The organism is Providencia sp. UF-224, from assembly GCF_058245955.1.
The window spans coordinates 1-16247 of record NZ_JBSICC010000020.1 but is presented as its reverse complement, the minus strand read 5'-3'; the positions used below and the strand labels follow the sequence as shown (position 1 = coordinate 16247).

Genomic DNA, 16247 nt, shown 5'->3' with positions numbered 1-16247 from the left:
TATTAGTTAGTACGTTTGGTTAAGTAGCTTTGATAATCAGGGATAACAATATCGATTGCCTCATCAAAAAATGGTGAAGTGATGAGAAAATCTGCGGTTGCAGGGTTAGTGGCGACAGGAATATTCCAAACTGTAGCCAAACGTAGCAAGGCTTTAACATCGGGGTCATGAGGAACAGCGTTGAGCGGATCCCAAAAGAAAATCAAAAGATCAATTTTTTGTTCCGCAATCATGGCACCGATTTGCTGGTCTCCCCCCATTGGCCCACTCAGCATACTTGTGACTGGTAATCCAGTGTGCTGATTAATCAAATTTCCCGTTGTCCCAGTTGCGTACAGTTTATGGGCTTGTAGGCGCTGCGTGTTTTTCTTGGACCAAGACAACAATGAGGGCTTACAGTGGTCATGGGCAACTAGAGCAATATTTTTTGAGGCACCAATGATACGGGTTGTTGATTCCATGGTTTTCCCTTAAGTCAGATGAACTTTAAATATCGTTAAAATTGATTGGGCAAAGATGTACCAGATATATCATAATGCAAGTGAATAGTTTACTGGTTTTGGGAGATATTTTGATGAAAGATCAAGAAATTGCTGAAATTTTAAAAAGCGTGAAGACCATTGCGTTAGTCGGTGCGAGCGAAAAAGTAAATAGACCCAGTTATGAAGTTATGGAATATCTATTACATCAAGGCTATAACGTTATTCCTGTCAGTCCTAAATTAGCTGGGCAAATGTTGTTAGGGCAATTAGTCTATGAGAAATTAAGTGATATACCGACACCAATAGATATGGTGGATGTGTTTCGTAATGCTGAAGCTGCTGTTGGTATTGCACAGGAAGCGATTGCTGCCAAAGCGAAAGTTTTATGGTTGCAAAAAGGCGTGATCAGTGAAGAAGCCCAAAAAATTGCGTTAGAAGCAGGGCTAACGTTTGTAATGGATAAGTGCCCAAAACAAGAAATTCCAGCTTTGGGGCTTGAGAAGTAATGATTTTAGCCAGCCGCTAAAAAGTAAAGCAGCTTAGTTGCTGCTTTACGGTTGCGTTCATTAATGACAAGAAAAATTAGTTACGCAGACGCGGTGCCTGTAACTGAGACCTTATTGACTCTGCAAGTTCATCCATCGACGGTTGTTCAGGATGGTCATCCGCAGATTCATAAGTAATTTGTGCTTCAGCCAAATAAGTATGAACAGCATCCCCGTTGTCATCTTCCATAACAACATGATACCAAGGCAGATCGCGTAGCGTACTGTTTGAGGCAATATCATCATCATGTGGTTGTTCGAGCGAGTATTCAGCGTCCACATCAACAACGACCCCTAAGTAGCCGAGAAGTTTGTGCCTGACTTGTTGCCCGATTCCATATTTACTGGTGATCATCATAGCGACCTCCTAAAAGCCTTGCTTGTACTTCAATCTATATGTGGGCAGTGCTGCGCGTTTTCAAGTTAACGTATGGACAATTAGCAATAACGCAATACACTGTCTTTATACGCAACGATGAAAAAGCAGTGCCTCAACAGCAGATTATCTGTTCAATGCGTAAAAAACAACAGCTAAAAAAGAGAATCATTCAATTATGCTCTGAAAGGAGGCGAACATGGCAACATCAGGTCGTTACTTTTATATTTATGGGCGAGTTCAAGGGGGTGGCTTTCGTTATCAAACATATCATTGGGCCAATCAAAATGGACTTAAAGGTTTTGTAAGTAACCGTGATGACGGAAGTGTAAAGCTTGCGATTTATGGTACAGAGCAAGATATTGAATTTGTCGATGACTGGCTGAAAGCAGGGGGGCCACCAGGTGCAAAAATTGACCACTTCTTTAGTGAAAACTGGCAAACAGCACCAATAGCGGATTTTAATGTCCGCTATGAGTGAGATATCAAATACATTTCACAGGTTTAGGTAGGCCTGCAAGTTTAGTCGCTTGTTTAGCAGGCCCTTTTGGAAAGAGTCGATATAAATAGCGACTATTGCCTTTTTCTTCGCCAAATTGCTGAGAAACCGCTTTGACTAGCATACGAATCGCTGGAGATGTATTAAATTCTAAGTAGAAATTACGCACAAAACGAATGATTTCGAGGTGCTCGTGAGTGAGTTCAATGCCTTCTTCTTGTGCAAGTAAAGGAATCAGTTCCTCTGACCATTGTTGGCTATCAAGCAGATAACCTTGTGGGTCCGTTTCAATTTCTTGATTGTTGAACAGCAACATACTTTTTAAATCCTAAAAAAACAGAGCCCAAATTTAGCAAAAATCATCCCATAACCCAAGCAAACGAATCAAAATGTTGATATTTTCACCTAACAGGCTGAAATGCGTATATTTTTAAGGCGAACGAACAAATTAGGGGTTTACATCCAAAGTGAGGATGTTTATAGTGCACGTCATTGCGGAGGGGTGGCCGAGCGGCTGAAGGCAGCGGTCTTGAAAACCGCCGATGGGAAACCATCCGAGAGTTCGAATCTCTCCTCCTCCGCCATTATTTAACGCCATGCTATTGATTAGCGTGGCGTTTTTGCTTTTAAGGTTATATCGATATGCCATTCAGTATGCCATTATTGATTGGCTTTGCTCAGCTACGGTTAGATAGTATTAGATATTCTTTTTATTTTTGGAATAGTATGATGGTTATTATATCACCCTCCTTCCGTTAAAATGTTCATACATCTTTTCAGTCATTACCCACAGTGCCTTATTCAGTTTAATATCCCCATCAATGCCATTCACCGAACGAGTGCGAGCTTGCTTGCCTTTCGCATTCCAGCCTGATAAGCCTCCTTTGATTAAATTCTCCTGCAAGCGTTGATATACAGTCCATAGGTCATCTTTCTTATCCTCCCAACGACGAGGCTGTAATACTTGTTCCTCGGTAATAGGTTTATGTTCCTCATCAAAGCGATACGTCAAGGCAGCTTGTGCCAAGGCTTGCTGTGCTGGTGGCGGTAATAGAAGAGATTGCATCTGTTCACGCTTTTCAGCAACCGTATCAAAGGTTTCCAATACTTCATAAGCTCCTTCAATTACCTTGCCGATAACATCACCTTTATGGGGTACACGCACCTCACCAAAGGTATCGCCGCACACTAAACCATTTTGACAAACTTGGCGAAAAAGCCTCGGCAACATCTGGTAGCTGCTTGAACCATCATGACTATTTAGGAGAATAATTTCAGGTACTTGTATTCCTGTGATTTGGTCATGGCGACGTAACCGTAACATGTGTAATGAGATGGTCACCCCGTCCCGTGCGTAGTACGATAGCAATGTGTCTTTTGGGAGGAATCATCATGAAAAATGTCTCTCTTATCGGAATTGATATTGGTAAGCACTCTTTTCATATTCATTGTCAGGATAATGCTGGAAGGATGGTGCTTCGCAAAAAGTTTACACGAGCGAAATTGTTTGAGTTTCTGGCTGGATGTTCTTCAGCAACCGTAGTTATGGAGGCCTGCTCTGGCTCTCAATATATGGCTCGTCGGATTGCTGATTTAGGCCATGAAGCGAAATTGATATCACCACAGTTTGTTCGTCCTTTTGTTAAAAGTAATAAAAATGATTTCATTGATGCGGAAGCTATCTGTGAAGCGGCATCCCGTCCTTCTATGCGATTTGTATTACCGAAAACGGAAAATCAGCAAATGATGTCAGCCCTACATCGGCTTAGAGAATCAATGGTTGCTGATAAAGTCAAAACGGCTAATCAAATGCACGGCTTCCTCCTTGAATTTGGCGTCAGTCTTCCCAAAGGTGAAGCCGTAATTAAGCGACTTTCTAGTGTGTTAGCGGATAACTTATTGCCAGAGCAACTCGTCAGATTATTGTTAATGCTGCATGAACATTACAATTACTTACTGGCTCAGATTCACGCGCTGGATAAAAAACTGGAAGATTCCCTTTTACAAGATGAGAATGCATCACATCTGCAAAGTATTCCTTGTATTGGTTTAATAACAGCTAGCCTGTTGAGCTGCGAGCTCGGTGACGGGAAGCAATATGAAAATGGGCGAAATTTTGCGGCGTCTCTGGGGATCGTGCCAAGACAGTATAGTACTGGCGGTAAAAATGTCCTGATGGGGATAAGTAAAAGAGGAAATAAAAACCTCCGAAGGCTCCTTGTACAATGTGCCAGAATATTTATGATAAGGTTGAATAATCAGCAAGGTAGGCTTGCTGATTGGGTTAGGGAATTATTAACTAGGCGGCATTCAAATGTAGTGGCATGTGCCCTAGCGAACAAACTTGCGAGGATTGCATGGGCTGTAAGTTATCATAAACAGCCCTATGCCCAGTTCTAACTAGTTTATTGAAATTAATTCATAAGATTTTAACGTTACTCCTGGTTTGCGAAGATATAGATTGATGGCATAAACGGCTCAACGGCCTGATGACAAAACTGACCACGAAGCAGGCTGATACAAGCCGGATGTGTTTTAAGTTTCATTAGGCGCGACTCTCATCATGGCGCGAAAATATATTTTTCAACAGACGCCGGATAGATTTAAGCAAGCCCAATCCTGAAATTTTTATCTTGCAAAATGCGGGGTGACCATAGACTTGGTGTGTTCTCGACGGCTAGCATCACGCACACGAGTCTGGCAAGCAAAGAACGGATAGAAGCCTTCTTTTTGAAGACTATCCAATAAGGTAATGGTTGGGATGTAAGTGTACCGTTCACTACGTGAATCGTGTTTTTCTTCTGAGAAAACACTCGGTACGGTACGAAATAATTCTTCTGTGGTTAATGGGCGGTCGCGACGAATGCTATTCGCTGCACCAAAACGGGAAGCTAAACGAGTCATAGTTAATTTCCTTGAAAATAAATAAGATAGGTAAAGCTGAAAGAATGAAGCAAGGGAGTAGTTAATCGATAAGATGGAAAATAGCTGAACTTTCAGGGTGTTGAATGGCATAATCACGAAGCTGGTAGAAACGGTCAACCAGTAGTTCACTTTCCGTTCTGAACGACCATTGGCTATATAGCATCAAGCAGACGGCGACACCTGCCGCTTCAGGGCTGAGTCCCGCTTCATTGCCATTGTGCATATTGAATAGCGTGAGTTTTTCAGAACTCAAATCGGGATAAATAAATGCGCCAGCATTGGATAAGGTGCAGTATTCCCAATAGCCGCCTGTATACTCATCACAGAACTGCCCCATGATAGTGACAATCACCACCTCAAACGTGGCGAAACCTTTTACTGTACCAAAGTGGCTTTGCCAGAAATGCGTGCGTTGGTGGTTTGGGACGAGTGTTGCAGATATTGAATCGAGTGTCATAAGAAAACCTTATTAGGGATATTGAGAAATAAAAAAGGCAGACCTATTGGCCTGCCGCTATATTGTTATTACATTGAAATAGTTAAGTTTTAGTGTTCGCTAAATAGCCCGTTAAGCAGTCGCTCAATGGCGCCACCTAATAACGTGGTACACGCGAGTGTCGCCCCAAGTCGAGCAGCTTGAATTTCAGTGTCGGAATACTCGCCTTCAAGCGTGAGTTGCTCATTGACCATCTTTTGGGCGTAGTAGGTGATAGATACCAGTGTCACAACGCTTACGGAGGTCGCGATAAGTTTAAAAATTGACATAAATTAACCTTAATGAATGCGCCTACAGAGTGTAAACGCAAAAGAGAACGTGAAGAGTTGGGCAAATTTTCACGATGAGCCGATTAGTAACGGTAGCGAGAAAACTCAGGTTTTGTAATAGATTGTGTTTGGTAGAAAAAGAGCGCTTTTGCTAAGTGGTTGATATAATCTTTTGAGTTCATTTTATCTTGATATACCCAAGCTAATGCATCCGTACGGGCTGATTGGCCCATAACTTTGGTTATCCATGGCGTGAAGTCTTCTCTTCCTCTTGAGTCCTCGAGACTAAATAGCGCGTGAGTCAATACGGGTTTTTCAGGATTAACGAGACTCCAAATAAAGACTTGAGTCAGTGCCCAATCTGACGAGTTTTTCTGAGCTTGCTTTAACTCATGAGTATACTTCTGTGTTTCTTGTATCCCAACGTTTTGCTGGGCTTTAAACGGGGTCATTACTTCTTCAATCTGTTTCTGCCGTTTAACCATGCTTTGTCGTAGCCGGATTTCTAACTGTGTGAGTTGTTGTTTCCTAATCGCTTACGTTATATTTGGGTTCGTGAGATTGGTGAGCGTAATCACCGTAAGCATTATCATGTTTTGCTATTACTGAATAAAGATTTTTACCATTCGGTAGGTCATTATAGTTCGACTACAAGTTTAGGTTCTTTCATTCAGAAGGCATGGTGTAGTGCGTTAAAACTACTAGTGAAGAAGTATGCTAGTTTAGTCCACTTTCCAAAAGGAACTGTGTTTTATTAAAATCCAAATAGCTCGACCTATATCCAAGAACTATCTGTATTACAAGATCGTATGGATTACTTAGCAAAGGATAACACGAAGAGGTATCACGATGGGTATCGCTCTATTGGCATGAGCCGAGGGTAATACAGGGCGGGGGAAAGAATATGAATAAACATCTTATATTATAAGGGGATTCATTGTTAATAGAGTTGTTGTGGGTTTATTCCAGCACATATCAAGAATGCAGCACTCTGTCAGTTATTTATAAGACTGAATACTTATTGGGGTCGTCATACTAGGTGATTATGCGATTATTGTATCGATGTGATGAAAAAATGGGTAGGGAATGTATCGAGTTGGTTTACTTTCGTTCTGAGTCAGTGGATCCCCAAAAGCTACTGGCATGCATTGATGCGTTTTCATCCGTACGTATACACACCTACGGTTATTGGTTTAAACACATTGTGCTGACAGCCTCACCGATACCAGTAAGCCGTATCTTGGCATTATTCGCAAAAAAATGAGGTGTGGTCAAGGCACCGTTTCTTCGCTCGAGAATGATATATCGTCTTATAGTGCGCTATCGGTTCGCTAAGGCTAGTCTAAGCGTCCGAATGTTGAACAGTAACGATTGGCTAGGAAAGCTGTTATCGTTGCGGGCTTAGTCGTTATAATGGAGTATATGTATTAGCCGAAACACGTTATAAAAAGTTTACCTGATAGCGCCGTATCTATTTTATACATTTAGATAGCATCGGTTGTATTTGGCTTCAGCTGGCTGTTAATAGATCATAAAAGTAGAGCTCTTTAATGACTCATTTTCTCTTAAATTATCGTGGTATACATTAGAAACTTTTGAGTACAAGATATTTTTATGCCAGCCGAGTAATTCTAGAGTCGATTTTTCATTTATCTCAATACCGAGCCTAAGAGCAGTAAGCTAATTGAAATGCTATATAGCATCACGATGCTATAACATGATGCAAGAGCAAGCCTGACAAACACGGTTGAAAGACTTGAACGTCGAATTCCTTTGAAACAGAAAAAAATTAAATATATCAAGATAATATCAATGATAAGGGTTGTTATAAGCCCAATTGTCGGCGTCAGCACATTTAATCCTTGGTTATTTAAAAGGATTTCTTAGTTTTCTTTTTTTGCTCATAAATCGCCAGATTTCTGGAAAGTATAATACTAAAGCAATAGAAAAGAACCCGATGATAAAATAGTCATTAAATCGACTGATTAGCACGACGACACCTGCAACAATCATTATTGCGGTACGCCATTTGAACGAAGAGAGAAAATCAATAATTACATCCAGTAAATCCTGCATACAAGTTCTTTGTAGTTTATTGAGTAATCAGAAACTATACACACTTAAGGTAAATATTCATAGCCATCAGCTAATCATTAGAGGCATGAATGAAATACTATCCGGTTAAAATATAATCTCAAACAGTTAAAGCAATTAGAAATATTAATCGAAGCAAAGATCTTTAATTGAAAATGAAGCAAAAACTGAAAATCTCATACTAGAGAAAGTCGTGATATCAGCGGTAAAAGAAGGCGCAAGCGCAAGCATGCTTCTAAATAACCACAGACTCAGAATATATTTCCTGTGGAGTATAGGGCTGATGTTCGAGTGAAATTGCCTTGTAATTCTATCTACCATTAAAAACAAGCTGGAGCAGAGAGCCTTGCAGAGACGGAATGTGAGTTATTAGCAAAAGAAAAAGCTAATAACTCAGTGCAGGGAGGTGTTGAACAAAACAATGACATTCTACTTAAGTTAAATTAGCATAACGACCTTTGACACAGGAGGTCGTTATGAAAATGCCCGCTTCTTTATGGGTTATATTAATTATTTTTTCCCTTTTCATGCTTATACATATAACGGGTGCTTTTTTTTACGTTTCTAGCATGTTGAGATTAAGTTCATCAGTCGATGTCTGGAGTAGCTCTGATGGGGCGTTATTAATTATTGGGTTGACATTGTATCAACTTGTACTACCTACAGTAGAAGTTTTAACTGTGGTTTTAGTTTTAATGAAGAAAAAAATCGGAGCAGCTTTATTGAAAATTTTATGGTCAATTATAACGCTAATGTCAATTTTTTCTGCATTTAAAGGAATTAATAACGCACTTGATGGGAATGGATTTTCAAGCATGGCAGAGAAAACAGGCGGAGTTATAGGTGCATTATTATTACCAATAATAATGATTTTCTTGACTTATATTCTGTTTAAATCCTCTAGAGTTAAAGATTATTTTCAGTCAGTATCAGCAAAGTAATAAAAACAAATACGCCAACTACTCAAGTTGGCGTATTTTGCTCGCCTACTAATATATTCCACTTCGGCTTCTTCGGTTTCAGAAAGGCCTTCGGAGGACTTATCGGTTCATAGAATGCCTTGATCATAGCTAATATACGAGCACTATACTGATGAAGTTGTTATTAATGTTATGAAAAACCCACTCAATAAGAGTTAAATAAAGTTAATTTTATTTAATATGAATTTAATTTTATTTAAAGGTTATTTTTTAGATTAATACGCCATTAAAATGAAGATGAAAAGATTGAGATTACAAGGCTTGTATGGTGTTGAGGTTATTATGCTAATAAAATCAATATATTGTAATTATTTCTTGGGCTGAAATATTTAGTAACATAGTTTATTTCTATGTACATTAGAACTTACAGGGCTCACTGTATTTTAGTGTGTTTTTTACCCGATTATTATCCTGTTTTGGTTGGTTTTTAATTTTTTTATCAGAATAATATAGCGATATTTCAACCAGTTTACGCTAAGTCACTTATCCTAGGGAGATACGTAAGTTGTTCACGTATTTACAGCCCATTCATAAGCTTTTATTATCCTTAACTAAAATCTTACCGTGCGCACTGGCTGAGATGACGGAAATTACTAGTTAATTATGCTTAATTAATTCAATTTGTCATTCTTGATAAAGGATATCGCTATGCCAACTCCATGTTATATTTCCATTGAAGGAAAAACCCAAGGCAACATCACTGCAGGTGCGTTTACTGCGGATTCTGTGGGTAATATCTATGTACAAGGTCATGAAGACCAAATGCTTGTACAAGAGTTCTCTCACGTTGTGACTGTACCTACTGACCCACAATCCGGACAACCTTCAGGTCAACGTGCACATAAACCGTTTCGTTTCACGGTGGCGTTAAATAAAGCGGTTCCGCTGCTGTATAACGCATTAGCCTCCGGTGAAATGCTGCCGAAAGTTGAACTGAAATGGTACCGCACATCGGTTGAAGGTAAACAAGAGCATTTCTTCACTACTACGTTAACCGATGCCACTATCGTCAATATTGATTGCCAAATGCCACATTGCCAAGACCCTGCGAAAGCGGATTTCACTCAGCTTATCGAAGTATCACTGTCTTACCGTAAAGTGGACTGGGAACATACTGTGGCGGGTACTTCAGGTGCCGATGACTGGCGTGCACCGCTCGAGTCTTAATACCTTTTGGGCGAGTCCTTTTGGGGCTCGTCATTGCCTTATTTCGTTCTCCACTCTTTATCCATTCATCATGGAGGCTAGTGATGTTTAGCAAAGACCCCAAAAAAAATACTATTGACCCCGTTTCTATTGTAAAGGATGAAGCGGTAAATCAAGTTAAAAATAAAGTGCAATCTCAAGTCAATGAGTTGGTGTCTAGCAAAGTACAAAAAGCAGCAGCATTAGCACAGCAAGGTGGGGCTTTGGTATCAACAGCGGCATCCATGACAACTCAGGCGACATCCCAATTGAGCAGTGTGGCCAATAACCCACTTATCCATGGTGGTGGATTTGGTGGTGGGTTGAAGCTCGGAGGTGGGCAAACTTATTCAGAAAGTCAGGCATTACAGGCAGCTCATGGCGCCTTGTTAGATGCATTAGGTATGGGAAGTCTAGAAAGTGGCTTGGTGTTTACTTGCTCGATTGCAGGGCTACCCGAGGAAACTTTTCAAGTCACCGAATTTAATTTAACGGAAGGGTTATCGTCTTTATTTTCTCTTTCGATTAGTGCCGTCAGTGCCTTACCGTTTATCGATTTTCAGCAACGCCTTGGTGTCGCCTCTTCCTTAACCGTCAAGCGTGATGGTGTCCAGGTCCGTAAAGTGAATGGCATTTTATCTGGCGCGGTTCAAGGGAACACAGATGGCGTGAAGACGTGGTATCACTTTGATATTCGCCCGGAAATGTGGGTGATGGCCCTTAATCAAGATAGCCGAATTTTTCAAAACCAAAATGTGCCGACGATTTTAAAAATCCTGCTGGATGAAGCGCATGTGAAATCGGACTGTAAATTTTACCGTGATGATTTACATCCTAAACGTATTTACACCACCCAAAAACGAGAGTCTGCTTTTGATTTTTGGTGTCGCCTCGCCTTTGAGGAAGGGATTAACTTTTGGTTTGAAGAAAACCAATTGTTTTACAGTGACGAACATATGGGGATGACGGCGGGAATTAACCTGATGTATAACCCGCAAGCGGATACGGATATCAGCGACAGTACCGCTATGACATGGCAGTACGGTGAATACTTGTGTGTGGATGAAACCATTCATAAAGACAATAATTTTATTCGCCCCTCTTACCCGCTCAAACATGAAAATAAATTAGAAAAGGGTGGGCAACACAGTGTTTTTGAAAGTTACGGTCGCTTCCAATTGGATGAAGAAGGTAAACCACTCACCCAAATTCGTTTTGAACAGTTACGTAATGGAAGCAAGGTGGGTAGTGCCACAACAAATTGTTTTGCCTTGATGCCGGGTAAAATCTTCACTTTATCGAATCATCCACACCTCCCGATGAATGACCGTTGGCAAGTGATTAGCGTGAGCCATCATGGTGTCCAACCTCTGGCAGACAATGGCGGAGGGGACGGTACTCAGTTGTCGAACAGCGTTTCTTTTATCCCTGGAACACAAGAATGGCGGCCACCTTATCGTTATAAACCCACGGCGGATGGTGATGAAGTAGCGACTGTGGTGGGACCTCCGGGTGAAGAAATCTATGTCAATGAACATGGTGCGGTGAAAGTCCACTTTCATTGGGACAGACGTGGCGAGCCTGACCACAGTGCTTCGTGTTGGGTGCGCGTTGCCATGGGGTGGAGCGGTGGCGGCTATGGATTTTCAGCAGTACCACGCATCGGGACGGTCGTGCAAATTAGTTACCTAAATGGAGACATTGATAGGCCGATTATTACGGGCTGTACTTACGATGGGCGTAATGCCACTCCAATTAGTTTTCCTGAAAATAAAACTCGCACCACGTTTCGGACGAAAACCCATAAAGGGGAAGGGTTTAACGAACTGCGCTTTGAGGATGAAAACGGCAAACAGGAAGTGTTTATTCATGCCCAAAAGGATATGAATACTAAAGTATTGAATGACCGTACCACACATGTGCTTCATGACCATGTAGAGGTTATTGATAACAATCAAGCCATGCTGGTCAAAGGCAACCGAACTGAAAATATTGATAAAAATAACACGGAAACGGTGGGTCAACACAAGAGCATCACGGTGGGGAACACGCTCTCAATCAATGTGGGGGATGTGATTGAGCTGCGTTGTGGCGCAAGTGTTCTACGCATGGACAGTGGTGGCCATGTCACGATTAATGGTACGGAATTTAAGTTCGAAGCATCAGGCCCAGTACAGATTACGGGTAAAGATGTGGATATTAACTGAGGTCTTTTCATGTTAGCTCAAGTGATAAATAAAACACCTTTTTCTCATTTTGCTTTTGAAAAGCTCGGTTATATGAATGAGCATTGGTTTACTGTTGTCATTAAGGCAACGTGTGATATTGATCCAACGACAGGCTATTGTGAGTTTTCCGATACACAATTACCGATTGTGATGGCAGATAAATACCGTACTACGCCTGAAAATAGCAGTTTATTAGTCGAAACGGATTTAGTGTTTTATAAACCGCGAGGGGAGTTTTATCTGACCGGCACCGCACGTGCACTCGAAGGGCAAGCTGTCCCTCAGTGGAAAAGTGGTTTTACCTTTGGTTCGCTAAATAAGCAACTGACCTTGAGCGGACCGCGTTATTGGGAATACCAAGATACATGGCGGCTCACAGAGCCTTTGCCGATTACGGCATTGCCGCTAATTTATGAACATGCATTTGGCGGTTATCATCATGACAGGCAAGTTTATCCCGATAACCCGATAGGGTTAGGTTGGCATGACGTGATAAAATTGAATACGTCTGAGAGATATGGGGCGCCACAAATTAGCTATCCACAATTAGAACATGAAATTGGAGTACCTTCCCCTGTTGCGGGCTTTGGCTTATACAGCCGATGGTGGCAACAACGGCTTCAATATGCGGGAACGTATGACGATAGGTGGATCAATGAAACTCGTCCTTATTACCCCGCTGATTTTAAAACTGATTTTTTAATGGGCGCACCTGTTGACCAACAGCAAGCCTATTTTAAAGGGGATGAAACTCTCACGCTAAAAGGCGTATTTGCTGAAAGCCCCACAGTCACACTAACCTTACCGAAAATCGGCTTTTTAGCAGAACAGCGAGTTCCGGATCTAGCTAATGCATATCATCAACTCAATCTTGATACAGTGCATGTGTCACTCGATGAGCGCAAGTTGTATTTGACATGGCGTTACAGTCAAGTGGCTTTACAGGCAGGGACCGTGCTGCAACTTAATGCTTACAAGCTACCATAAGGATAATGTCAGGCATGAAAAAAGTCGTCGGAAACAAAAATGGGGATTATTGTGTTGTCTCATCGGGGCCTGATGTCTGTAAAGTGGGTAATAGCGTAGTTCCCTTTGATAGTTATCAGCAATTAAGTTCAGAGCAGTCGTATGTCAAAAGTGTTCGTGTTAATGGCGTGCCGTCGTTAACCGTCGGGAGTGTCATTAAAGGTACTCAAAGTAATGCTGGTTCGGGCATTATTTCAGGTACAAGCCAAGGTGGAGGTGATTGTGTTATCACCAGCGGTTCGCCAACCGTACGTTTTTATGGTAACGCAGTAGCTTATCACGGCTCTGATGTGATGATGAATAATGGTAATGTGCCAGGACTGCTGTATACCGTAGAGAAAGCGCATAATATTGCAACCGAAGCAGTGTTAATTAATAGACAAGAAGAAAAAGAGGATGATGAAAAATCTTTTTTTGAGCGCTGGGGGGAAGCATATGTTCAAATGAATGAAATGGAGAGAATGGCTAACGAGCAATCTGGTGAAGTCATCATTGGTGGTGCTAAAAACTTTTCTAATTCACTCATTTCATTGGGCGAATTATTATTACAAGGTGCAGCTCTGCAAGGTGCTTATGAGATGGAATCTCAAGCTTATCTTGCGTCCCCTTTTCTGCCTGAAGAGCATACTCAAAAAATGCTAGAATTGGCTGAGGAGCTTAAGAAAAAAGAAAATTTGCCAACTCTTCCTCAATTTGAATTAACAAGTGAAGGGCAGAAAATGGGGGCCGTGGCAGAGGAAATTATTGAATATGCCTTTTTGACCAAAGCGGCTGTAAATTTAGTGAAAACAGGTTTTAAAGCGCTGCCGCGGTTTTTTAAAAAAGAGGCACCAGCAACAAAAAATGCATCAATTGCCACGCCTCCTAAAAATGAGCATGCGGTCAACACCAATAAACCAGATGGACCCACAAGTAATGCGGTATGTAAACTCGATCCAGTGAATGTAGCTACAGGGGATTTTATTCAGGTTTGGTCGGTATTGTCATTACCTGGTATATTACCTATTCAATTATACCGTATTTACCGTTCAACCAGTTCACAACAAGGACTCTTTGGTCATAAATGGACGGATAACTGGTCAACCCGTTTAGATATCACGTCAAATAAATTGGTTTATTGGAACGAGGAAGGCGTGGCGATCACTTACCCTGTATATAGTGAGCGCTTTACTATTCGCCATACCTATTATGCTCACGCCTTGCTATCGGGTGATCTAAAGGGAGAAATCTCCCTCTTCGATAACCGCACTCAACTTACTCAGCATTTTAATTATCACAGTGGCGCAACCCGTCGCCTTTCTGCTATTACAGATAATAATCAGCAGCGCATTGATTTTCACTACGATAATGAGCACCGATTAAATCTTATTACGCGTAATGGGCAAGCCTTATTACGTTTGAAATACCAACAACATCGACTCCAGAGTATCTCGTTAGTGGATTCATCAATGACACAACCTCTCGTAACGTGTCAGTATGATGAACAGGGGTATTTAAACGAATGTTATGCTTTTCAGCAAAACCATTTGTGGCACGAATATTCTCACGAAGGGTATATGACCCGTTGGCACGACACCGACCAAACGGATTATTACCTTGAGTATGATGAACAAGGACGGGCTGTCCGCAATCACTCCCCATCAGGCTATTGGTGCGGTGGGTTTATCTATGATGATATTCATCGCATGACCACCTTCTATGATAATGAAGGGGGGCAATCTTACTATTACTATAACGATACAGGGTTGGTTACCCATGCCATTGACCCGTTAGGACGAGAAACCGTAACAGAGTGGGAAAATAATCTCAAAATCAGTGAAACCAATGCATTAGGGGAAATGACCCGTTATCTTTATCATTATGATGGTAACTTAGCCCAAGTTATTTATCCCGATGATCGTTCAGTTGAATATCAATATAATGAACGTGGACAACTTATTGAAATGGTGTCTCCGACTAGTGATGTCTGGCAGTTAAGTTATGATAGCCAAGGTAACCTTACGAACATCACAGACCCTCAAGGCCACATTCAAGCCTACGAATACAGCCAACACGGTGAGCTGCTCAAAGCCATTCAACCCAATGGAGCGCAGTGGCAATATGAATATAATGATAACCATCAATTAATCAAAACGACCAACCCGTACCAAAACAGCACCGAATATCAGTTTGATGAGCTGGGACGCTTGCAAGAATATACCGATGCCCTAAAACATACCACCCACTATCGTTACAGTTCAGAGCATGCAGGCGTCAATGGCAGTGTCAGCGATATTTTGCTACCGGATGACGCGCGTCAACATATTGAATATGACAGTGAACGCCGTGTGGTTGCCGTCACGGACGGTGAAGGTAAAATCACCCGTTATCGTTATGGCCCCTTTGATTTACTGCTCGCCATGGTTCGCCCTGATGGTACTGAAATCTGTTTTGAATATGACTCGTTGATACGTTTAAAAGCGGTGATTAACGCAACAGGTGATAAATACACCTACGAGCGTGACCTCGCCGGTCAAATCATTCGTGAAACCGATTTTACTGGGCGTGTGCAAGAGCACCGTTATGATCAGTTAGGTCGCCGAATAGCAACATGTTATCCAGACCAACACGAATTACGTTGGCGTTATGATGCATCTGGTTTGGTTGTTGAACAAAGTGAATGGCTTGATAATAGTGTTGAACATAAATGCTTATCCACCACAACCTATGAATACAACGCACGCTTACAATTGGTGAAAGCCACCAATCCCGATTCAGTGGTAGAGTTTGAATATGATGCGCAAGGACGTTTAACGTGTGAACGGATCAACGGCCAAGAAATTAAGCATGAATGGGATACGAATGAGCAGTCGCCCACGCGCACACGCTTTGGTGAGCGTGAACTGAACTACGAGTTTGGGCAACTCGGTGAGCTGACTTCACTGCAAATCAACCAACATGCGCCACTGGAATTCAGCTACAATGCGGTCGGGCAAGAATACCTTCGCCGCAGTGAGGCGGGGTTTGTCAATTCCAGCCATTATACCGCCACCGGATTACTCGCCCATCAACGGGCGGGGCGTGGCAGTGAAAACTTCTTACAATCACTGCAACATAATCCACATCAACCGCCATTTTGTACCGATGTGCATCGTTCTTATCA

Annotated in this window: 15 protein-coding genes, 1 tRNA gene and 2 pseudogenes; 10 read left to right on the top strand and 8 right to left on the bottom strand. The window is 41.7% G+C overall.

Going from position 1 to position 16247, the window contains the following annotated elements:
• Positions 1-2: 2 nt before the first annotated feature.
• Positions 3-461 (bottom strand): methylglyoxal synthase, encoded by a 459-nt coding sequence (locus tag AC4IFO_RS16700; RefSeq protein WP_490736063.1) that lies wholly within the window; start codon positions 459-461, stop codon positions 3-5.
• 113 nt (positions 462-574) lie between these two features.
• On the opposite strand from AC4IFO_RS16700, the gene AC4IFO_RS16695 reads away from it, so the two are divergent.
• Positions 575-988, top strand: a complete 414-nt coding sequence (locus AC4IFO_RS16695) for a CoA-binding protein (RefSeq protein WP_490736061.1) — start codon at positions 575-577, stop codon at positions 986-988.
• 76 nt (positions 989-1064) lie between these two features.
• Here the strand turns inward: AC4IFO_RS16695 and hspQ are convergent, their stop codons facing one another.
• Entirely contained in the window at positions 1065-1385 is a 321-nt protein-coding gene (gene hspQ / locus AC4IFO_RS16690) for a heat shock protein HspQ (RefSeq protein ID WP_206086681.1), read from the bottom strand.
• 217 nt (positions 1386-1602) lie between these two features.
• Between hspQ and AC4IFO_RS16685 the strand changes: the two genes are divergently transcribed.
• Positions 1603-1884, top strand: a complete 282-nt coding sequence (locus AC4IFO_RS16685) for an acylphosphatase (RefSeq protein ID WP_490736059.1) — start codon at positions 1603-1605, stop codon at positions 1882-1884.
• A 4-nt stretch (positions 1885-1888) separates the two neighbouring features.
• Here the strand turns inward: AC4IFO_RS16685 and AC4IFO_RS16680 are convergent, their stop codons facing one another.
• The gene (locus AC4IFO_RS16680) at positions 1889-2218 is read right to left on the bottom strand and encodes a TusE/DsrC/DsvC family sulfur relay protein (protein WP_219249198.1); all 330 of its coding nucleotides are present in this window, start codon (positions 2216-2218) and stop codon (positions 1889-1891) included.
• Between the two features lie 180 nt (positions 2219-2398).
• On the opposite strand from AC4IFO_RS16680, the gene AC4IFO_RS16675 reads away from it, so the two are divergent.
• Positions 2399-2486, top strand: a tRNA-Ser gene (locus AC4IFO_RS16675).
• 152 nt (positions 2487-2638) lie between these two features.
• On the opposite strand, the pseudogene AC4IFO_RS16670 reads toward AC4IFO_RS16675, so the two are convergent.
• Positions 2639-3229 (bottom strand): annotated as a pseudogene (locus AC4IFO_RS16670) (DUF932 domain-containing protein); the annotation flags it as partial.
• 65 nt (positions 3230-3294) lie between these two features.
• Here AC4IFO_RS16670 and AC4IFO_RS16665 point away from each other — a divergent pair.
• Positions 3295-4302 (top strand): IS110 family RNA-guided transposase, encoded by a 1008-nt coding sequence (locus tag AC4IFO_RS16665; RefSeq protein WP_036958425.1) that lies wholly within the window; start codon positions 3295-3297, stop codon positions 4300-4302.
• A gap of 249 nt (positions 4303-4551) precedes the next feature.
• Here the strand turns inward: AC4IFO_RS16665 and AC4IFO_RS16660 are convergent.
• The 4 genes and pseudogenes from AC4IFO_RS16660 to AC4IFO_RS16645 all read right to left on the bottom strand — a co-directional run.
• Positions 4552-4806 (bottom strand): annotated as a pseudogene (locus AC4IFO_RS16660) (DUF932 domain-containing protein); the annotation flags it as partial.
• Positions 4807-4867: 61 nt separating this feature from the next.
• The gene (locus AC4IFO_RS16655; protein WP_490736056.1) at positions 4868-5284 is read right to left on the bottom strand and encodes an antirestriction protein; all 417 of its coding nucleotides are present in this window, start codon (positions 5282-5284) and stop codon (positions 4868-4870) included.
• Between the two features lie 89 nt (positions 5285-5373).
• On the bottom strand, positions 5374-5592 hold the full coding sequence (locus tag AC4IFO_RS16650; protein ID WP_490736054.1) for a hypothetical protein: 219 nt from the start codon (positions 5590-5592) through the stop codon (positions 5374-5376).
• 83 nt (positions 5593-5675) lie between these two features.
• A complete protein-coding gene (locus tag AC4IFO_RS16645; RefSeq protein ID WP_490736052.1) occupies positions 5676-6077 on the bottom strand; it encodes a hypothetical protein in 402 nt (133 codons plus the stop codon).
• Between the two features lie 33 nt (positions 6078-6110).
• Here AC4IFO_RS16645 and AC4IFO_RS16640 point away from each other — a divergent pair, with 33 nt between their 5' ends.
• The 6 genes from AC4IFO_RS16640 to AC4IFO_RS16615 all read left to right on the top strand — a co-directional run.
• Complete coding sequence (locus tag AC4IFO_RS16640) at positions 6111-6350, top strand: YagK/YfjJ domain-containing protein (RefSeq protein ID WP_490736050.1); 240 nt, start codon at positions 6111-6113, stop codon at positions 6348-6350.
• 1812 nt (positions 6351-8162) lie between these two features.
• Positions 8163-8627 (top strand): hypothetical protein, encoded by a 465-nt coding sequence (locus AC4IFO_RS16635; protein WP_490736048.1) that lies wholly within the window; start codon positions 8163-8165, stop codon positions 8625-8627.
• 687 nt (positions 8628-9314) lie between these two features.
• Complete coding sequence (locus AC4IFO_RS16630) at positions 9315-9833, top strand: Hcp family type VI secretion system effector (RefSeq protein WP_490736046.1); 519 nt, start codon at positions 9315-9317, stop codon at positions 9831-9833.
• 83 nt (positions 9834-9916) lie between these two features.
• Complete coding sequence (locus tag AC4IFO_RS16625) at positions 9917-12058, top strand: type VI secretion system Vgr family protein (RefSeq protein WP_490736044.1); 2142 nt, start codon at positions 9917-9919, stop codon at positions 12056-12058.
• 9 nt (positions 12059-12067) lie between these two features.
• The gene (locus tag AC4IFO_RS16620) at positions 12068-13066 is read left to right on the top strand and encodes a DUF2169 family type VI secretion system accessory protein (protein ID WP_490736042.1); all 999 of its coding nucleotides are present in this window, start codon (positions 12068-12070) and stop codon (positions 13064-13066) included.
• 14 nt (positions 13067-13080) lie between these two features.
• On the top strand, positions 13081-16247 hold a 3167-nt coding region (locus tag AC4IFO_RS16615; RefSeq protein WP_490736040.1), incomplete at its 3' end, for a DUF6531 domain-containing protein.

What these genes read in the sequence shown, in the direction of transcription:
- AC4IFO_RS16700 (WP_490736063.1), bottom strand. Translation starts at nt 461, where the DNA reads ATGGAATCAACAACCCGTATCATTGGTGCCTCAAAAAATATTGCTCTA.
- AC4IFO_RS16695 (WP_490736061.1), top strand. Translation starts at nt 575, where the DNA reads ATGAAAGATCAAGAAATTGCTGAAATTTTAAAAAGCGTGAAGACCATT.
- hspQ (WP_206086681.1), bottom strand. Translation starts at nt 1,385, where the DNA reads ATGATGATCACCAGTAAATATGGAATCGGGCAACAAGTCAGGCACAAA.
- AC4IFO_RS16685 (WP_490736059.1), top strand. Translation starts at nt 1,603, where the DNA reads ATGGCAACATCAGGTCGTTACTTTTATATTTATGGGCGAGTTCAAGGG.
- AC4IFO_RS16680 (WP_219249198.1), bottom strand. Translation starts at nt 2,218, where the DNA reads ATGTTGCTGTTCAACAATCAAGAAATTGAAACGGACCCACAAGGTTAT.
- AC4IFO_RS16665 (WP_036958425.1), top strand. Translation starts at nt 3,295, where the DNA reads ATGAAAAATGTCTCTCTTATCGGAATTGATATTGGTAAGCACTCTTTT.
- AC4IFO_RS16655 (WP_490736056.1), bottom strand. Translation starts at nt 5,284, where the DNA reads ATGACACTCGATTCAATATCTGCAACACTCGTCCCAAACCACCAACGC.
- AC4IFO_RS16650 (WP_490736054.1), bottom strand. Translation starts at nt 5,592, where the DNA reads ATGTCAATTTTTAAACTTATCGCGACCTCCGTAAGCGTTGTGACACTG.
- AC4IFO_RS16645 (WP_490736052.1), bottom strand. Translation starts at nt 6,077, where the DNA reads ATGGTTAAACGGCAGAAACAGATTGAAGAAGTAATGACCCCGTTTAAA.
- AC4IFO_RS16635 (WP_490736048.1), top strand. Translation starts at nt 8,163, where the DNA reads ATGAAAATGCCCGCTTCTTTATGGGTTATATTAATTATTTTTTCCCTT.
- AC4IFO_RS16630 (WP_490736046.1), top strand. Translation starts at nt 9,315, where the DNA reads ATGCCAACTCCATGTTATATTTCCATTGAAGGAAAAACCCAAGGCAAC.
- AC4IFO_RS16625 (WP_490736044.1), top strand. Translation starts at nt 9,917, where the DNA reads ATGTTTAGCAAAGACCCCAAAAAAAATACTATTGACCCCGTTTCTATT.
- AC4IFO_RS16620 (WP_490736042.1), top strand. Translation starts at nt 12,068, where the DNA reads ATGTTAGCTCAAGTGATAAATAAAACACCTTTTTCTCATTTTGCTTTT.